12 protein-coding genes are annotated in these 19,360 nt (G+C 50.4%); 10 read left to right on the forward strand and 2 right to left on the reverse strand.

Annotation, left to right across the window (positions count from 1 at the left end):
• Window positions 1–3: 3 nt before the first annotated feature.
• The 10 genes from H8K29_RS09875 to H8K29_RS09920 all read left to right on the forward strand — a co-directional run bounded on the left by H8K29_RS09875 (window position 4) and on the right by H8K29_RS09920 (window position 11,265).
• Window positions 4–969, forward strand: a complete 966-nt coding sequence (locus H8K29_RS09875) for a glycosyltransferase (RefSeq protein ID WP_186897522.1) — start codon at window positions 4–6, stop codon at window positions 967–969.
• 1 nt (window position 970) lies between these two features.
• A complete protein-coding gene (locus tag H8K29_RS09880) occupies window positions 971–1,885 on the forward strand; it encodes a formyltransferase (protein ID WP_186897435.1) in 915 nt (304 codons plus the stop codon).
• Window positions 1,886–1,944: 59 nt separating this feature from the next.
• The gene (locus H8K29_RS09885) at window positions 1,945–2,985 is read left to right on the forward strand and encodes a bifunctional UDP-4-keto-pentose/UDP-xylose synthase (protein WP_186897436.1); all 1,041 of its coding nucleotides are present in this window, start codon (window positions 1,945–1,947) and stop codon (window positions 2,983–2,985) included.
• Window positions 2,986–2,996: 11 nt separating this feature from the next.
• Complete coding sequence (locus H8K29_RS09890; RefSeq protein WP_186883418.1) at window positions 2,997–3,932, forward strand: polysaccharide deacetylase family protein; 936 nt, start codon at window positions 2,997–2,999, stop codon at window positions 3,930–3,932.
• A gap of 43 nt (window positions 3,933–3,975) precedes the next feature.
• Window positions 3,976–4,452 carry a peroxiredoxin gene (locus H8K29_RS09895; protein ID WP_186897437.1) on the forward strand — a complete coding sequence of 159 codons (477 nt, stop codon included), beginning with the start codon at window positions 3,976–3,978 and terminating at the stop codon, window positions 4,450–4,452.
• A gap of 116 nt (window positions 4,453–4,568) precedes the next feature.
• Window positions 4,569–6,323 carry a PhoH family protein gene (locus H8K29_RS09900; protein WP_186897438.1) on the forward strand — a complete coding sequence of 585 codons (1,755 nt, stop codon included), beginning with the start codon at window positions 4,569–4,571 and terminating at the stop codon, window positions 6,321–6,323.
• Window positions 6,324–6,432: 109 nt separating this feature from the next.
• Window positions 6,433–6,906, forward strand: coding sequence for a MarR family winged helix-turn-helix transcriptional regulator (locus H8K29_RS09905; RefSeq protein WP_186897439.1), 474 nt, complete (start codon window positions 6,433–6,435; stop codon window positions 6,904–6,906).
• Between the two features lie 83 nt (window positions 6,907–6,989).
• Entirely contained in the window at window positions 6,990–8,483 is a 1,494-nt protein-coding gene (locus H8K29_RS09910) for an efflux transporter outer membrane subunit (protein ID WP_255423324.1), read from the forward strand.
• Window positions 8,480–9,703 carry an HlyD family efflux transporter periplasmic adaptor subunit gene (locus tag H8K29_RS09915; RefSeq protein ID WP_186897441.1) on the forward strand — a complete coding sequence of 408 codons (1,224 nt, stop codon included), beginning with the start codon at window positions 8,480–8,482 and terminating at the stop codon, window positions 9,701–9,703. Before H8K29_RS09910 ends, H8K29_RS09915 begins: the two co-directional genes overlap by 4 nt.
• Window positions 9,703–11,265, forward strand: a complete 1,563-nt coding sequence (locus H8K29_RS09920) for a DHA2 family efflux MFS transporter permease subunit (RefSeq protein WP_186897442.1) — start codon at window positions 9,703–9,705, stop codon at window positions 11,263–11,265. The genes H8K29_RS09915 and H8K29_RS09920 overlap by 1 nt, the downstream gene beginning before the upstream one ends.
• An 18-nt stretch (window positions 11,266–11,283) precedes the next feature.
• Here H8K29_RS09920 and pbpC read toward each other — a convergent pair whose 3' ends face one another.
• The gene (gene pbpC, locus H8K29_RS09925; RefSeq protein WP_370527165.1) at window positions 11,284–13,491 is read right to left on the reverse strand and encodes a penicillin-binding protein 1C; all 2,208 of its coding nucleotides are present in this window, start codon (window positions 13,489–13,491) and stop codon (window positions 11,284–11,286) included.
• 74 nt (window positions 13,492–13,565) lie between these two features.
• The gene (locus H8K29_RS09930) at window positions 13,566–19,358 is read right to left on the reverse strand and encodes an alpha-2-macroglobulin (protein WP_186897443.1); all 5,793 of its coding nucleotides are present in this window, start codon (window positions 19,356–19,358) and stop codon (window positions 13,566–13,568) included.
• Window positions 19,359–19,360: the final 2 nt, after the last annotated feature.

The raw sequence follows: 19,360 nt of genomic DNA on the forward strand, positions 1-19,360 counted from the left end.
ATGATGAAACCCGAACTATCAGTGGTCATTCCTGTTTACAACGAAGAAGCAGGCCTCGCCAAGTTGTTCAGCCGCCTTTATCCCGCTCTCGATACGCTGGCGGCGCGCGGCATCAGCTATGAAATTGTCTTCGTCAACGATGGCAGCCGCGACAACACCGCGGCGATGTTATCCGACCAGTTCCGCCTTCGCCCCGACGTCACGCGCGTCGTGCTATTCAATGGCAATTACGGCCAGCACATGGCGATTCTGGCAGGCTTTGAAGTCACACGTGGCGAGATCGTGGTCACGCTGGATGCTGACTTGCAAAATCCTCCGGAAGAAATCGGCGCGCTGGTCGACAAAATGCGTGAAGGTTATGACTATGTGGGCTCAATACGGCGTAAGCGTCAGGATTCTGCATGGCGCACCTATGCGTCGAAAGCAATGAACCGCTTGCGCGAAAAAATCACCCGCATCAAAATCACTGATCAGGGCAATATGCTGCGCGCCTATGGTCGTAACGTGATTGATCTGATTAATCAATGCAGCGAAGTTAACACCTTCGTACCTGCCCTCGCCTACACCTTCTCACGCAAACCAACAGAAATCGTGGTTGAACATGAAGAGCGTGCAGCGGGCGAATCCAAGTATTCACTGTACAGTCTGATACGTCTGAATTTCGACTTGATGACCGGTTTTTCCATCATGCCTTTGCAGATATTTTCTGTGCTCGGTATGTTGCTATCGGTGCTTTCGGGTGGTTTGGTGACGTTGCTGCTGATACGCCGTTTCGTTTTCGGCGCGGAAGCCGAAGGGCTGTTCACCTTGTTCGCCATCGCTTTTTTCCTGATGGGTGTGATTTTGTTTGGCATAGGCTTGCTTGGCGAATACATCGGGCGCATTTATCAGCAAGTACGAGGTCGCCCGCGTTACGTGGTGCAAACGATTTTGCAAGATCTGCCTGCTAGTGCAGCGAAGGAAAACTGACATGAGTTCCCAGCCCACTGCCGTCGTCTTTGCCTACCACAACGTCGGTGTACGCAGCATTAAAACCCTGCTCGCCCGCGGCGTACATATCGCTCTGGTCGTCACGCACGAAGACAATCCGGCAGAAACGATCTGGTTTGAATCCGTCGCCGCTTTATGCCAGGAACACGGCATCGAAAGCATCACGCCTGCAGATCCTAAATCCGCCGACCTGGCGCAACGTATCGCTACGATAGCGCCTGACTTCATTTTCAGCTTTTATTATCGCCACATGTTGCCATTGGATCTGCTCGCGCAGGCCAAACGCGGCGCCTACAATCTGCACGGTTCTTTATTGCCGAAATACCGTGGACGTGTCCCGGTTAACTGGGCGGTCCTGCACGGCGAAACGGAAACGGGCGCCACCTTGCATGAAATGGCGGCCAAACCGGATGCCGGCAAAATTATTGCGCAGACAGCCGTGCCCATCCTCCCGGATGACACTGCCTATGAAGTGTTCGGAAAATTAACTGTCGCTGCTGAGCAGACACTCTGGTATGCGCTGCCTGGTCTGATCAGTGGCGAATATAAAGCATTAGAAAACAAACTCAGCGAAGGCAGTTATTTCGGTGGCCGCAAACCTGAAGATGGCCGGATAGACTGGTCGCAGTCGGCACAACAGGTATATAACCTGCACCGTGCTGTCGCACCACCTTATCCGGGGGCATTTTTCGAGCAGTTAGGGCATCATTTCATTATTCAAAAAGCACGTTTAACCAATTTACCGACCGGAAATTTGCCGACAGGCTTGCATGTAGTAGATAATGTCGCCCTTGGCGTATGCGGCGATGGTAAAGCATTGCGCATAATTGAATTGCACTGCGATGGAAAACCTATCCCGGTCAACGAATTGAAGCAATTGACAGGGGCAGCCTGATCACAATCAGACTGCGTCATACGGCATAGCCCAACATTTACATTTAAGAAGAACTCACCATGAAAAAAGTCCTCATTCTCGGCGTGAACGGTTTTATCGGTCATCATCTGTCCAAACGTATTCTGGAAACGACAGACTGGGAAGTCTACGGCATGGATATGCAAACCGAGCGTCTGGGCGACCTGATCAACCATCCGCGCATGCACTTTTTTGAAGGCGATATCACCATCAATAAAGAATGGGTCGAATATCATGTGAAAAAATGCGACGTCATTCTGCCGCTGGTCGCGATCGCGACACCATCCACTTACGTGAAACAACCGCTGCGCGTATTTGAACTGGACTTTGAAGCCAACCTGCCTATCGTGCGTTCGGCTGCGAAATACGGTAAGCACCTGGTCTTCCCTTCGACTTCTGAAGTGTATGGCATGTGTCACGATGAAGAATTCGATCCAGAAGAATCAGAACTGATCTGCGGCCCAATCAATAAGCCACGCTGGATTTACTCTTGCGCGAAACAACTGATGGATCGCGTGATCTGGGGCTATGGCATGGAAGGTCTGAACTTTACCTTATTCCGCCCGTTCAACTGGATCGGTGCGGGCCTGGACAATATTCACACACCAAAAGAAGGCAGCTCACGCGTAGTGACGCAGTTCTTCGGTCACATTGTTCGCGGCGAGAATATTTCGCTGGTAGACGGTGGCGCGCAAAAACGTGCATTCACTTATATCGACGACGGTATCGACGCTCTGATGCGCATCATCGATAACAAAAATGGTGTCGCGTCCGGCAAAATTTACAACATCGGTAATCCATCCAACAATTACTCGATTCGTGAACTCGCCCACATGATGCTGACACTCGCTGCCGAGTATCCTGAATACTCAGAAACAGCGAAAAAAGTACAACTGACTGAAACGACATCCGGCGCTTACTACGGTGCAGGTTATCAGGACGTACAAAATCGCGTTCCAAAAATCACCAATACTTGCGAAGAATTGGGCTGGGCGCCAACGACTGACATGAAAGATACGATGCGCAATATTTTTGATGCTTATCGTTCGCAAGTCGCTGAAGCACGTTCGTTGATGGACTGATACGGATCAGCATGCCGAACATCGTTCTCAAAATCGACGTCGACACCTTTCGCGGCACGAAGGAAGGTGTACCGAATCTGGTGCGGATACTTAAGCAACATCAGGCCGGAGCAACTTTTCTGTTTTCACTGGGAAAAGATCATACCGGCTGGGCGTTGCGCCGGGCATTTCGCCCGGGTTTTTTTCAAAAGGTTTCCCGTACTTCAGTCGTAGAACATTACGGCATCAAAACCCTGATGTATGGCGTGCTCTTACCTGCGCCGGACATCGGTAACTGCACGGCAGAAATGCGTGCGGTTGCTGATGCCGGTTTTGAGTGTGGCATCCACACCTGGGATCACGTCGTCTGGCATGACAATGTCCGGCAGCGCGGCAAAGACTGGACATGCAGCCAGATGCAACAAGCGCAGCAGAAATTTCAGCAGATTTTTGGCCACACACCAGCAACGCACGGAGCTGCTGGCTGGCAAATGAATGCACACGCATTTGCCCAGCTTGATCAATTTGGAATGCGATACGCTTCTGATGGCCGCGCCATGTTGACTGACGATGGCAGCCTTGCAAATCCAGAAGCAGGCCCTTACCGTTTAAAAGTAGGTAACGAGGTAAAGTCATGCATACAAATGCCGACAACCCTGCCTACGCTGGATGAATTGCTGGGACGAACAGTGAACGGTCAGGAGCTGACCAGTTCGACAATTGCAGCACACATACTGGATCTGACAAAAAATCTGCGAGACCATGTATTTACCTTACATGCAGAACTTGAAGGGCAAAAACTCGCCCCCATATTCGAGGAATTGCTGACAGGCTGGCATAAGCAAGGTTATCGTTGCATATCTATGGCTGACTATTTTAACGTTATCAAAGATAAAGAATTGCCGACATATCCCCTTTCATGGGCCAGCTTACCTGGAAGATCCGGAGAACTGGTTGCCCTGATATAGTCTGCCAGCAACACCTTCTCCACCACTAACCAAGGAGATTACAGTGGCTGACACGCTTTCCGCTTTGAATTGCCAGGTGCCAGAATTTTCTGCTGCCATGACAGGCGACAAGGAATTTCACTTAAGTAATTACGCGGGTAAAAATCTGGTGATTTATTTCTACCCCAAAGACAACACCCCGGGTTGCACCACCGAAAGCATTGCTTTCCGTGATTTATATCCACAATTTGAATCAGCAAACACAGAAATTTTTGGCATCAGCCGGGATAGCTTGCGTTCGCACGAAGGATTCAAGAAGAAACTCGATCTGCCATTTGAACTGATATCTGATCCTGACGAAACCTTGTGTTTGCTGTTTAACGTCATGAAAATGAAAAACATGTACGGCAAACAGGCTCGCGGCATAGAGCGCAGCACATTTGTGATTGACTCCACAGGTAAATTAGTGAAAGAATGGAGAGGTGTCAAAGTAGCAGGACACGTTGATGAAGTACTTGAATTCGTGAGCGCAAAAACCTAATTGAACTCTACCAATTTTCTATACTTAGAAGCCGCCAGGGGCAAAACCAGCAATCAGCTGGGGTCGCCACAGCGGCTTTTTGATTTTACAGCTCTCACTTTTTGATTGAGGTATTCATGCCATTACCAAAAATGCCGACCAAACCCGCAGCATTATTGTCACCAAAAGACTACCCAAAAGCGGAATCAGGTAAGCCAAGTAAAGCGGTAAAAGTCGCCCACACTGAAAAAACCAGAGCCGCTGAAAATCAGGCAGCCACTGCGAAGAAAGCGCAGACACCTGTTGCCACCCAAAAAGCCGGCCCTCGTTCAACGCAAAAAACAGCACCGGCCAAAGCGACCCGAATACCGGCACCAGCACCGACAGCAGCGAAGATTGCTACGCCAGCGACTACCAGTGTTACCGAAGCAAAAATTCCTGATATCCGCGTTAAATCGAGTATCAGCCGTGCTGCAGACAAATCAGGAATCATCAAGCTATTTGTACTCGATACCAATGTCCTGATGCATGATCCTACGTCTTTATTCCGCTTTGAGGAACATGACATTTACCTGCCTATGATCACGCTGGAAGAGCTTGATGATCATAAGAAAGGGATGTCGGAAGTTGCGCGCAATGCGCGCCAGATTTCGCGTTCTCTCGATGCGCTGGTTGGTGACATCGACCATCAGGATATAGAAAAAGGGATTCCCTTATCCAAGTTAGGCAATAAAGAAGCAAAGGGTCATCTGTATTTTCAGACCAAGCTGCAAGTCGGAGAGTTGCCGCGCGGCCTGCCGCAAGGAAAAGCGGATAATCAGATTCTTGGCGTCGTACAGGCACTGGAACAGGAATTTCCAGGGCGCCCTATCGTACTGGTGTCAAAAGACATCAACATGCGTATTAAGGCGCGTGCGTTGGGTTTGCCAGCAGAAGACTACTTCAATGACCATGTTCTGGAAGACAGCGATTTACTGTACTCCGGCATCGTACAGCTGCCTGACGATTTCTGGAATAAACATGGCAAAGGTATAGAAACCTGGCAAGAAAACAGAAACGGACTCAGCACCACGTTTTACCGTATCACTGGCCCGGTAATTCCCTCATTGATGGTCAATCAGTTTGTTTATCTTGAACCGAATAATGGTGAGGCTTCATTTTACGGCCAGGTAAAACAAATTAACGGTAAAACCGCCGTACTGCAAACTCTACGCGACTATGGCCATGTGAAGAATAGTGTCTGGGGTATCACTTCCCGCAATCGTGAACAGAATTTTGCTCTGAATCTGCTGATGGATCCTGAATGTGATTTCGTCACCCTGCTGGGTCAGGCCGGTACTGGTAAAACTTTACTCGCGCTCGCTGCAGGTCTGGCGCAAGTACTGGAAACCAAGACCTACAACGAAATTATTGTCACCCGTGTCACCGTGCCTGTTGGTGAAGACATCGGCTTCCTGCCAGGCACCGAGGAAGAAAAAATGTCTCCATGGATGGGCGCATTTGACGACAATCTCGAAGTACTGAATAAATCAGACAATGATGCCGGTGATTGGGGACGCGCTGCCACGCAGGATCTGATTCGTTCGAAGATCAAGATCAAATCGCTGAACTTCATGCGCGGTCGTACCTTCGTCAATAAATTTCTGATTATCGACGAGGCGCAAAATCTGACACCGAAGCAGGTAAAAACTCTGGTGACGCGAGCTGGCCCAGGCACAAAGATCATCTGTCTTGGAAATATCGCGCAGATCGATACGCCATATCTGACCGAAGGTTCCAGCGGTCTGACCTATGTCGTTGATCGTTTCAAAGGATGGTCACACAGTGGTCACGTGACTTTAGCCCGCGGCGAACGTTCACGTCTGGCAGATCACGCCAGTGAAATTTTGTAAATAATTCAAAGATACTTTTCAAGCGCTGCCACGGCAGCGCTTTTTTTACGCCCAGCAATTATTTTTTACCTGAGATAAACTATTGCCTAAGCAATGATTGTTTAATGAAATGACTGACGAAAAATCCTCCTTACAGTTTGATGTAAGCCATGTAGAAGACAGCGTGGGTTACCTGATCGCAAGAACCAGAACGATGTTATCCCGCGCCGCTGATGGCGCTTTGCGTTCGCGTGGTATCACACATTCACAAGCCAGTGTTTTTTTAATGCTGGGTCTCGGTAAATGCCATACTGCGGCGGATCTGTCGCGTGACTTATTCATCGATTCGGCTGCAATGAAAAGAACGCTGGATAAACTCGAGTCCAAGGGTTTTCTGCTCAGAACGCAAGACCCGGCAGATAAACGCCTTTTCAAGCTGGAACTGACCGCGAGTGGCAAAGAAATGGCCGCACAACTGCCACCTCTTTACAAAGAAGTTCTTAACATCGGTTTTACTGGATTTTCAGAAGAAGAACTTGGCTTTCTGAAGTGTCTGTTGCGCAAGGCACTCGCAAATCGCCCTTTGTTAGAGTCGTCAAAATAATCATTGCACAGGCAATTAAATTCATTAGCAGCGATACCAACTGTGAACATACAAACCAAATGAAACCTCCTGAGATAAACAAGATGAACAGCAAGCATATTGCTTATCATGCGATTGCTGCCGGAGTACTGGCACTGCTTTCTGCATGTGTCAGCTTTGACGGCATACAAAGTCAGTCAAAACTCAAGTCGATAGCTAACGAAGGAAATTCCGGCATATTTGCGCAACAGCAAGGCTTGTGGCCGGCCAGTGACTGGGGTGTTGCGATTGGCGGTCAAGAGCTGCAGTCCTTGATTGATGCAGGCTTAAACAACAACCCATCTCTGCAGGCAGCAAGCGCGCGTATCAATGCGGCACGGGCAGTCAGTGCTGCGGTCAGTGCCAACACCCTTCCCTCGGTTAACGCAAGTCTGGACAGCACTTACCAACGCTTTACCGAACACGGGCTGATCCCCAAGCCGCTGGCCGGTAGTTACGAGAGTAATAATCAGTTGGCACTGAATGCCAGCTATGAACTTGATTTCTGGGGCAAACACAGCGCAGAAATGCGCACCGCCGTCTCCCAGGAAAAAGTCGCTGAAGCAGAAAAACAAAGCGCCCGGCTGCTATTGAGTAGTGCGATTGCCCGTAGCTGGTTGCAACTGGCGCGCCAATATCAGCAACTCGCGCTGAGCGAGCAACAACTTGCCGTTCGTGAAAAAATCGATCAGCTGACGTTACAGAGGCTGAAAGCAGGACTGGAAACTAAATCTGAAATTCAACAAAGTTTGTTGCAAATTTCCAGTATCAAAAACGACATCATCAGCTGGAAAGAAGCCATCGCCTTAACGCGCAACCAACTGGCTGCATTGCTAGGCGCAGGGCCAGAACGCGGGCAGCAAATTCCTGCTCCTCGTTTGCAGACAAATATGGCGATGACAGCTCCCGCCAATCTGCCACTGGAATTAATTTCAAGAAGACCGGATATCGTTGCAGCACGCTGGCGTGTCGAAGCTGGTCAGAGCGAGATTGATCTGGCGAAAAATCAGTTTTACCCCAACATCAACATCGTCGGATTTGCCGGTTTATCCAGCCTGGGTCTGGATAATTTTATCAAGAGTGGTAGCAGTATCGTCGGCGTAGGGCCGACAATACGCCTGCCGATTTTTGAGGGCGGTCGTCTGCGCGCGCAATTGAAGAATAAAGTCGCAGGCTACGATGTCGCTGTTGCCACTTACAATCAGAGTCTGACAGATGCATTGCATGAGGTTGCAGATCAATTGCAGATCTTGCAAACCAGCGAAGCGCAAGCGAAACAGCAGGTCATCGCAGAACAAGCAGCCAAAACGGCCTTGCAACTCGCACAGCAACGACAAAAAGCAGGCACCGCAAACATGCTCCCTGTATTAGCCGCAGAAACGACGCTGCTCGCGCAGCAAAAATTATCACTGGACATAGCTATTCGCCATACGGACAGTCAGATTAATCTGATCAAAGCACTCGGCGGTGGCTATAACAGTAAGGCCGAAAGCATCGCATCGGCGAATTCAACATCCAACAATTTCACAGCACCTAACAAACCGGAGGCAGCGCAATGAACGCTCCAGCACAAAACACGAATCCCCCTACCGCGCCTGCAATTGAAGCTGCACCGGACAAAAGCAAGCGCCGCGGCCGCCTGCTCGTTGTTACCGCCGTTATTGTGATCGCCGCAATTGCGTACGGAGCATGGTGGGCACTGGTTGCCCGTAATTTTGAACATACTGAAGATGCGTATGCAGCAGGTAACGTCATCCAGGTGACACCGCAGATTGCCGGCACTGTCGTTGCGATTCATGCTGACGATACCGAACTGGTGCAAGCTGGAAAACCTTTGATTGAACTCGACAAGACAGACGCCAAAGTCGCGTTGGAGCAAGCAGAAGCGCAACTGGCACAAACTGTGCGTGAAGTGAAGGTGCTGTTTGCTAACAATGCCAGCCTGCAAGCGAATATCGACGTACGCAGCACGGATGTTGAACGGGCAAAATCCGATCTGGCGCGCCGTCAGACTTTACTCAGCTCCGGTGCAATTTCTACCGAAGAACTGGAACACGCTAAAAATGCGCTGAAAACAGCAGAGGCTGCGTTGCTGGCTACGCGCGAACAGTTAAGCTCTAACCGTGCACTGACCGAAAATACGACCGTCACTCAGCACCCGAATGTGCTGCGTGCTGCCACTAAAGTACGTGAAGCAATGCTGGCATATAACCGTGCCTCTTTACCCGCCCCGGTCAGCGGCTATATTGCGAAGCGCGCAGTACAAATCGGACAGCGTGTCAATGCAGGAGCGCCGTTATTGTCTATCGTTCCTTTGAATTCACTGTGGGTCGATGCCAACTTTAAAGAAGTACAGTTAGCCCATATGCACATAGGCCAGGATGTGACTTTACATTCAGATCTGTATGGCAGCGACGTCGAATATCACGGAAAAGTCATTGGGCTGTCTGCGGGTACAGGCTCTGCGTTTGCATTACTGCCCGCACAAAACGCCAGTGGCAACTGGATTAAAGTGGTGCAACGTGTTCCCGTGCGTATCTCTCTTGACCCGAAAGAATTGGAAGCACATCCGTTGCGCATCGGGGTTTCCATGCAGGTACAGGTCAATATCTCTCAGCAACAAGGAGCACCGGTCACGGCAAATGCGGCAGCCCGCACCACACCTGCATATCAGACCAGCGTATTTGAACAAAACGGCAAAGATGTTGAGCAACGCATCGCTTCGATTATCAACGCTAATTTATCCACAGCAAATACGGCTAACGCCAAGGCAAAGTAATGAGTACTGCATCCCGCGCTGCTCATGCAGCGCATCCGCCGCTGAAAGGTGCACAGTTGGCAATGGGAACACTTGCCCTGTCGCTGGCGGTGTTCATGAATGTACTTGATTCGTCGATTGCCAACGTGTCGATTCCTGCCATTTCAGGCAACCTTGGCGTATCACCGCAACAAGGCACTTGGGTGATCACATCGTTTGCCGTCGCCAATGCGATCTCGGTTCCGTTAACGGGCTGGCTGACCACACAGTTCGGGCAAGTCAGATTGTTCATGACATCGATATTATTATTCGTGTTGTCGTCCTGGCTGTGTGGTATCGCACCGAATATCGAGACACTGATCGCGGCGCGTATTTTGCAGGGTGCGGTTGCTGGCCCGATGATTCCACTGTCCCAATCCTTGCTGTTATCGAGTTACACCCCGGCCAAGAGTTCAATGGCGCTTGCGCTATGGGGCATGACGACGCTGGTTGCACCGATTATGGGGCCTCTGCTTGGTGGCTGGATTTCAGATAATTACACCTGGCCATGGATTTTCTATATCAACATTCCAGTCGGGCTATTTACTGCTTGGGCGACATGGTCGATTTACCATAAGAGAGAATCAACCATCAGGGCGTTGCCGATTGATAAGGTTGGTCTGTTTCTGCTGGTGATCTGGGTCGGCGCTTTGCAACTGATGCTGGATAAAGGCAAGGAACTCGATTGGTTCAATTCTGGTGAAATCATTTTACTGACCGTGATTGCCGCCGTTGGACTGATTTACTTCATCATCTGGGAAAAAGGGCAAGACCATCCCGTCGTTGATTTATCTTTGTTCAAAGGACGAAATTTTTCCGCGGGTGTCGTTGCTATTTCTGTTGGCTATGGCCTGTTTTTCGGCAGCCTCGTTATTATGCCGCTGTGGTTGCAAACCCAGTTATCGTACACCGCGACTGAAGCAGGCAAAGTCATGGCACCGGTTGGTATTTTTGCGATTTTATTGTCACCTATTATCGGGAAAATTTTACCGAAGGTGGATGCCCGCCGGGTCGCATCGCTCGCATTTTTGGGATTTGCATTGGTTTTTTTCCTCAGAGCTCGCTTCAACACGGAAGTCGATACGATGTCGCTGATGATTCCAACGCTGATTCAGGGGGCGGCAATGTCGATGTTCTTTATTCCACTGACATCGATCATCTTATCTGGTCAGCCACCGGAAAAAATTCCCGCTGCATCCGGCCTGTCCAACTTTGTCCGGATTATGTGCGGTGGTATGGGCGCCTCAATTATGACGACGATGTGGGATAGTCGCAGCACGATGCATCACGCGCACATCACTGAAAGCACCGGCTACGCTTCACCGGTATTCGTGCAGAGTATGCAAGGCCTGACGCAGCAAGGAATGTCTGACCACGCTGCGTATGCGGTTCTGGACAGAACCATCAGCGTACAAGCCAGCACCATGGCCGCAACAGATATTTTTTATCTGTCAGCGTTTATGTTTCTCGGCCTGATCGCGCTGGTCTGGTTGACCAAGCCAAAAAAATCGTCGGCACCGGTTGATGCAAGTGGTGCGCATTAACAAAGATGAACGGGTCAACTAGCGTTGGCCCGTTTTTTTATTCGCGACCAGCGTTGCGCCACGCACTTCAAAACCGACCTGATCCAGCAACAATCCCTGAGGCGTCAGCAAACTCAGCACATGCTTGCCGGGAATAGGAAACCAGTCATACCTTGAGGTTTTCTCTTGCTGCGGACTGATGATAGTCATTGTTTTTAAACGTTGTCCATCCAACACCAGCACCTGCCCATCCCCCGCAGAGACAAAGCGCATGCGCTGCCGTTCCGGCGGAATATCCGGATCGACAGCGACGATCATCCCCGATTTGGGATAGGTTATTTTTGTCTGTATCTGATCTGAATGCGCACGCACAATCTTGTCCTGCGCTGTTCCTTTTAAAAACAACTCATTTCTGGCGGCTTCAATCTCGTCAGAAAAACTGATGTGACGTTGCTCAACACCGTCGGGCAATAGGCGTTTCCCTGCCCTGACCGGCTGACTATCTTTGTGCAGATAGTGCATGATTTCCTGCCAGACCGGTGCCGCACCGGTGACACCGGAAACATCCCACATAGGCGCGCCGGAAGCGTTCCCCACCCAAACCCCCACGGTGTAACGCTCAGAAAATCCTATGCACCAGTTATCACGCATATCTTTCGACGTACCGGTTTTGACGGCACTCCAGACTCGTGTTGCCAATGCGTTTTCTAATCCGAATGTCATGGCCCGCGCTGCTCTGTCACTCAATATGTCGTTCACTATATAGGATGCAGCTGTATCCATCACTCTCACTGACGATGGGCGTGGGTCGGTATTTCTGTATCGAGGAGCACTAAAACTTCCCTGATTCGCCAGACTACGATAAGCATTCGTCAAACTCAGCAAACTGACATCAGCACTGCCTAACGCGAGGCTGTAACCGTAATAATCGCCCGATTCACGCAGTTGCAAACCCAGCGCTTGCAAACGTCTGAAAAACACTTCCGGTTGAATGCTGATCAACATCCTGACGGCAGGAATGTTCAGTGAAGACGCCAATGCCGTCCGCGCACTGACCAGTCCTTTAAAGTGCTTATCGTAATTCTGCGGAATATATAAGCCGTTGCTTGTCGTCAGATTGACCGGCGTATCATCAATGACCGAGGCCGCTGTGATCAGACGCTTTTCCAAGCCCAGCTCATACAAAAATGGTTTGAGGGTAGAACCAGCCTGGCGCAGTGCGACTACACCATCGACATGGGCGGCATCGGATAAGCTACCGCTGGAACCCACCCATGCCAGAACATCGCCACTGGCGTTATCCAGAACAAGGATAGCGCCGTCCTCGACATTACGATCGACTAAGGCCGATAACTGGCGAGTCAAACTGTCTTTCGCATACGCCTGCAAACGTGCATCCAGCGTCGATGTGACGCGACGTGCATCCGCCGTCAGGACTCTGCGGGCAAAATGCGGCGCGAGATTTAATCCGTTCTGGGTCGTCGTGTACATGCTGTTGGTTGCCACACCTGATTTACCGCTCAGATGAGAAAAAGCCAGCGCAGTCTGCCCTTCCAGATTGACACAGAACTCAGGGTGTTTTTGCTCGCGCAGGATATGGCAAGCCCGTTCACTGACCTTGCTGACACTGGCGTTCGGACCGCGTATCAGCGCAACGGCAATGGCTGCTTCAATCTGATCTATGCCACTCGGATGCTTGCCGAACATCACTCTTGCGAGTGCATGCGCACCAACGATTTCGCCGCGAAATGGCACCAGATTCAGATAAGCTTCCAGAATCTGATCTTTACGCCACTGACGCTCCAGCCATTGCGCAACAATAGCCTGAGAAATTTTCTGCGAGGTGCTGCGGGCGGAAGACCGACGCCGTAAATCTTCTTCCAGCAAACCAGCCAGTTGCATCGTGATGGTGGACGCGCCGCGTGTTTTCGTATTCCATAAGTTCCCCCAGGCGGATGCGGCTACCGCATTCCAGTCAACGCCGGAATGCTGATAAAAACGTTTGTCTTCGGATGCGATCAGCGCGCTTCTGAGTGCAGGAGAAATATCTTCCAGACTGACCCATGCCAGTTTGCGCTCTCTGGCATCCACCCGCATCTGCTGAAGAATAACGCCGTGCCTGTCGAGCAACACGGCATCTGAGGATAAATACCGCGCTTTGACATCCTGATAGCTGACCACCGCATAAACATTGCCACTGCATAACAACAGCAATGCACTCAGCCAATAAACGAACTGACGCAAAATATTTCCTGCAAAATCAGGCACCTTAACGCTGCCGGAGAACAATTGCCTCAGTCGGGATAAAGATAAAAACCGTTTCACTTCACTATCATCAAGGCATTTGGCGACTCACCAAACATCTCCGGCGCATACATAGCCTCGACTCTGGTTGATGGCAGATGAAATTCACCTGCATTATTCAGTCTGACCGTGTAAGACATACTGAATTTACCTTTAGGAACAAACTGATAGTAACTTCTGAAACTGTCAAAACTACGCTCTTCATATGCCAGCCACGCCTGTCCAGAGTTGCGCTCAGTAGCAGTCGCAATCGCAGAATCGCGCCCCAGACCTGAGCCCAACAAGGTCGCGCCAGCGGGGATAGGATCGGTTGCCACCACCCACGTCATATCCGTTTGCGCATCAATATCGATGTTGACGCGCAAAATATCACCCCGCTGATATTTTCCAGCTTGTTTTTGCTCCACAGGCGTCACCGTTTTCGTGATCCGGTAACCGCTGGAAAACGCTGTTTTCAATGGCACGGCTGCCAGACTTTGCAACTGCAACCACGGCTTGCCTTTACCATCATGCGTCGCTTTCAGGTTCGTATCAGCAGCAACTGTCTGCGGCCACGGTAACAACAATTTACCCCCTCCATTCGCTGGCCAGTTAAATGTTTGCGAATTCAATGCCGGATTTGCCGCTTGCTGCAAACTGATGCGACTGGAACCACTGACTTTTTCAGCTTCGAATTTTTTCGAAAACTTCTCCAGTGCGAGTAATCCCCAGACATTCGCCGTTGTCGTCATCCAATGCCCACGTACCTGTCTTTGCAATGTACCATTGAGTATCTTAGGCAAATCATCACGCCAGGCCGGATTATCTATCATCGCCAGCAATAAACGATTTGCATTAACGTCGCTATTCCCCATCAGCCACCACCAGTAATCATCGCGCTCATTGGAAAATCCCATGCGCGTGCCCTGATAGTTGAGGCGGCTGCTTAAGATCTGTTCTGCTTCTTTCATTGCCACAGTCCGTTGTGGCAATGTGCTGCTTCTTTGCAGTATCAGATACCAATCCAACACCGCGCCAGTTGGCCATTGGTTAGGCGTGATTTGCACCGAACCCAGCATTCTTGGTTGGACCAGGTTATAACGGGATAAGGCTTCCAGTGCCGCCAGTTTACGTACATCTAAATCCTTGCGCGGCGACCAGAAATCACGGGTGATCTTACCCTCGACAAAAGCTTGCAAGCCTTGCAGCATCTTATCTCTGAGGGATTCGGGTATCGCATAGCCCGCTTCCTGCGTTGCCGACAAAAGGTAGGCAGTCAGCGTATCGCTGCCCAGCCTTTGTCCACTGTCTGCTGGGGGGTAGTAATACGCCAGACCATCGGCATCAAGATAAGTCGGCAATTCATTGACGACTTTCTGCCACATTCCTGCATCACGCAAACCAATGGCTCTTGATGTCTTTTGCTCCAGGCAGATGTACGGATAGTTTTCAAAATACCGGCGCAAACCATCGCTACCACTGATCAGGCTGGGCAGGAAGGAAACTGCGATACCGCCCCTGCCAGGCAAACCGTCTGCGGGCTTGACCACCGGTAAAGTCAAAGGCTTATCAAGCTGAATCAGCGTCGCTTGTTGTACTGTTACCGGAGTCGCAGGAATCAGTTTTTGCACAAACTTCAGGCTATCTTTCGCCCCCTGATTAGTTGCCCCCTGCTCCTGCGCACTGAATTCCCACTGCAATTGCTGGCTCTGCACATCGGCACCGAGCGGCGGCACTTCAACCATCCAATTTGCTTCACGTGCCTCGCCTACCGGTATCTGTAATTCTTGTGCTGGCAATAATGCTGCGGCACCATTGGTTTTCGCTTGCAGCATCACTTTCATCGCACGGCTTGTTGTGTTACGTACGGTCAACATTGCGTTGTAATGATCACCTTCACGCACCAGCGGCGGCAATCCTGAGACGATTTGCAGATCCTGCGTTGCCTTGATGCTGGTCGTTCCAGTACCGAACATGCCATCACCACTTTGCGCGACAGCCACAATCCGGAAACTGGTCAGGGCATCGTTGAGTGGTACATCAATCTGCGCCCGACCATTGGCATCAAGCTGTACTGCAGGCTTCCAGAGCAACAGCGTATCAAGCAACTCTCTGGTCGGTGATTTTCCCCCGCCACCACCGGCAGCAACCGCTTTGCGGCCATAGTGACGTTTCCCTATCACCTGCATTTGCGCAGTGGCTGTTTCTACACCGTAGCTACGGCGTTGCAACAGCGCGGCCAGTACATTCCAGCTGTCGTTCGGCTGCAGTTCCAGTAATGCCTCATCCACCGCAGCGATGGCGACTTCACCACCGGCCGCAGGCTTACCGTCCGGCAGCCTGACTTGTATGCTGACCTTAGACGTGGCGCGGATAGGATACGCTGGCTTGTCGCTGCTGACTGTTACTGCGAGTTGCTGCGCAGCGATACCGACATTGATTTCCGTAATGCCATATTTATACGCAGGTTTCGCCAGATCAACCGTCGCACCTGGCGCCTGATACTCACGGAATTCACTCCACCAATTGAGAGGTTCTTTCCATCCCCAACTGAAGAAGGAATACCACGGCACTTCACGCATACGCCCCCGCACTGCCAGCACGGACACATACACGTTCGGGCCATAACTGGCTTTGACCGGCACCCGGATAGTCGGATCCCGGCCATTCAATTCAACTACCATGGTGTCGATCACGCCTTCACGCTCAATCGCAACCAATGCGGTCGCTGAACGGAAAGGCATGCGCACCTGAAAGCTAGCAACATCGCCAGCCTTATACTGTTTTTTCTCCGGCAAAACATCCATGCGATCCTGATTCTCACCGTCAAACCAGACATCGCCTTTGCCTGTAACCCAGAGCGAGGTTTTTGCATAAGAACTCCGCCCCTGATTATCAGAAGCTTTGACCTGCAATTCGATATTGCCGGATTCTGTCATCTCAACTTCGCAGATCAGTAAGCCGCGTGCGTCAGACTTGCCTTTACAAAGCTGACCTAATTCCTTGCTCGATTCTGCATTTTCATACGCATAAAAACCACCGACAATACGACGCCGATGTGAATCATTGTGTCTCGCAATACCTGTAATGACTAACGGAACGTCAGACATGGGCTTGCCATTGGTATCAAGTGCAATCGCAGTAAAACGGGTTTTGTTTTTTACCGATACCCAGTCTTCATTTTTGATACCGGCGACGACAGCCGCTGGCCACACCGGAATCACGCTACTGATCGTCTGTATTTCGCCATTCGGATCAGCATAGGTCATTTCAGTGAGTAACTCTCGCGGACGCCGTATCTCTGGCAAAGCGCTCAATACTGTTTTGCCACTACCGTTTTTATCCAGCGTAACCGGAAGCTTGTTCGCAACGATTTTTTGTTCATCTTCGTTACTGTCATTGGTATAAAAAGAGAACTGCTCATAGTCTGGGAAGTGCAGCATACGGTTACGTAACAGGCTGGTCACTTGTACCGATAAGCCTGATGCGCCGCCACCGTTCAGATAATTCAATTGCAGACCCAGCGGCAACTCTTTCGGCGTGATGTGCGGGCCTTTTGCCGGAATCACACGCCCTTGCAGCAAGGGCAGACGGAATTCCTCAACACGGAAACCACCGGTGTAATAAGTCTGATCACTATATCGGTAATCCTCGTTACCACCTTCATCATTGGTCGTCGCCAGTTTAACGTTCCCTTTGTCAAGAATAATGTCATAGCGACCTAATTTTGCCTGCGCGGGAATTGTGAAGGTATTCTCAGCCGCATTGCGGCCTCTCCAAACCACGGGGAACTGAAATTCCTGATTACTTCCCTGATGCACAATACGTAAACGATTTGGCAATTGCTCTGCTTTGACTAAAGCCAGACCATGCATAGTCTCGGCACGAATCAAATGCTTCATGGACACCGTTTCACCGGCCCGGAATAAACTGCGATCCAATACCGTGTGTGCTTTCACCGAGGCGCTTGTATTAAACTCGGTCGGCAAATTGAAACGATACGATTCGATACCGTTATTCCATGACGATAATGCGAAGGCCATATCAGCACGGCCTTTTTCATCCGTCTTACGCGCACTCACAAAATAGCCATTAATTTTTGACTCGCCACGTTTACCTTCAGCACTCGCTTCATTGCTCTGACAGCCGCTGAGTGGCTTTGCCAGCATCGCTATGCCATTGACATCAGATCGCCCTTTCCAGATGGAACGACCAAAGCAATCGGAAATCTGTATATCTGCATTCGCCACTGGCTTGCCGTTATCCAACCGGGTGACCCAGACCGCCGCATTTTCCCTGCCAAATTTCAGATGTACTGACAGATTCGTGACTAAGGCACTGGTGCGCACAAACATCGGTGCGGGCTTACCGAGCAGAGCAGCACCTAATCTTTGTGACTCGAGTTCAAGTACATAAAAACCCGGCGCTTTAAACGGAATACCAACAATTTCAAATGGCCGGACACTATCTGTATTTGTTGCCGGCAAGTCCAACTTGCTTGCTTTTGCTTCTTTACTCAGCAATCCTATGCTGCGGGTTTCTATCAATTGATTGTTCTTACTAATCGTCGACTCATGATAACGATTCAGCTTACTCAACCATTCAATAATGGCGATATCTTCATCGACTTTCAGATTTGCCAGTTGACCTGGGGCGACTTTACCATTCGCCGAACGTGCAACTAATGACGCTTCAACGTTTCTCAGGGTCACAGGCAAGGTCGCGTCGGCATTGAGTTCAACGATGCCGAACGGCGCCGCCGGGAATTTCGCCAGCGGGGGGAAGTCAGCAGTCATCAGCTTGAATGGAAACTGTGCCGCATTTGACAAACTGCGGCCGCTATCGTCCTTGAGACCGGACGGCAACTCAATACTCAGCTCAGATTTCTCAGCAAAAGGTGGTTTAAAACTGAGATAGGTAATCAGATCTTCACCATTCTCTTTGGGCAATTCAGGTTTTACAGATACTTTGGCACTTTTTAGCAGGATTTTTTCAGCAAACTTGCGCTGTATACCTGCGCTGAAATTCATTCTTATCGGCAAAATCGGTGTGCACGCAGCGTTGGCATTTTCACGTTCACAAGAAACACTCGCGGTGAATGCAGGGCGCACTTTAAACTGGAAGCTTTGTGCACGCGTAGAGACGATGCCGCTGGTGCTGACGATTCCCTTATCCCAGACAATTTTCACTCCGGCTTCAGCGGGAAATTTTTGCTGGCATTGAATAGTCGAAATTTTATTGGCATCCGCTTTCTGGGCAAACTCTTTGAGCAGCAGATTGCGTGTTTCGCCAGTCACAAATTTAACCGGAACCCGCTCGTGTATGCCCTCGATTTCGCAGTACACATGCTGGCGCAGGCTAGCCTCAGTGGCCGCGCCAGACTGATGGAGGATGAAAATCTGTTCTTCTTCAATATCCGATTGTGCATAAGGATTGGTGCGTACCACTGCCGGCCCACCGGTATTGAATTGAAAACCGGTTTTACCTGTCAGCACCGCACCCGACTTCGTTTTAAACTCAGTTTTCAGCGTAAATGAACACTGGCTACCGACCGGCAAATCCTGAGTAAAATCATAAACCCAGTTACGCTCATCAGCCCACCGACCACTGCCGCTGACGGCATCGCCACTGCATTTGATGTTAAATGGCTCCCCGGCTTTCGGGTCGCCAAATGCTACGGCTGCTTCTGAGAAAGTTGCTCTGACTTGCCGGATCTGAACAATCTCACCTTGCGGCGTAAAACGCGTTATCGTTGCTGCTTCAGCAACCGGCAGATTGCCGATGGCGAGCAAAGTGGCAAACGCGCATATTGATTTGATCAGGCCAGTCATCT

Source organism: Undibacterium sp. CY21W (assembly GCF_014284265.1).
GTDB lineage: Bacteria > Pseudomonadota > Gammaproteobacteria > Burkholderiales > Burkholderiaceae_D > Undibacterium > Undibacterium aquatile.

Excerpts from the sequence above, each read along its gene's own strand:
- H8K29_RS09875 (WP_186897522.1), top strand. The coding sequence starts at position 4 with ATGAAACCCGAACTATCAGTGGTCATTCCTGTTTACAACGAAGAAGCA.
- H8K29_RS09880 (WP_186897435.1), top strand. The coding sequence starts at position 971 with ATGAGTTCCCAGCCCACTGCCGTCGTCTTTGCCTACCACAACGTCGGT.
- H8K29_RS09885 (WP_186897436.1), top strand. The coding sequence starts at position 1,945 with ATGAAAAAAGTCCTCATTCTCGGCGTGAACGGTTTTATCGGTCATCAT.
- H8K29_RS09890 (WP_186883418.1), top strand. The coding sequence starts at position 2,997 with ATGCCGAACATCGTTCTCAAAATCGACGTCGACACCTTTCGCGGCACG.
- H8K29_RS09900 (WP_186897438.1), top strand. The coding sequence starts at position 4,569 with ATGCCATTACCAAAAATGCCGACCAAACCCGCAGCATTATTGTCACCA.
- H8K29_RS09905 (WP_186897439.1), top strand. The coding sequence starts at position 6,433 with ATGACTGACGAAAAATCCTCCTTACAGTTTGATGTAAGCCATGTAGAA.
- H8K29_RS09910 (WP_255423324.1), top strand. The coding sequence starts at position 6,990 with ATGAACAGCAAGCATATTGCTTATCATGCGATTGCTGCCGGAGTACTG.
- H8K29_RS09915 (WP_186897441.1), top strand. The coding sequence starts at position 8,480 with ATGAACGCTCCAGCACAAAACACGAATCCCCCTACCGCGCCTGCAATT.
- H8K29_RS09920 (WP_186897442.1), top strand. The coding sequence starts at position 9,703 with ATGAGTACTGCATCCCGCGCTGCTCATGCAGCGCATCCGCCGCTGAAA.
- H8K29_RS09930 (WP_186897443.1), bottom strand. The coding sequence starts at position 19,358 with ATGACTGGCCTGATCAAATCAATATGCGCGTTTGCCACTTTGCTCGCC.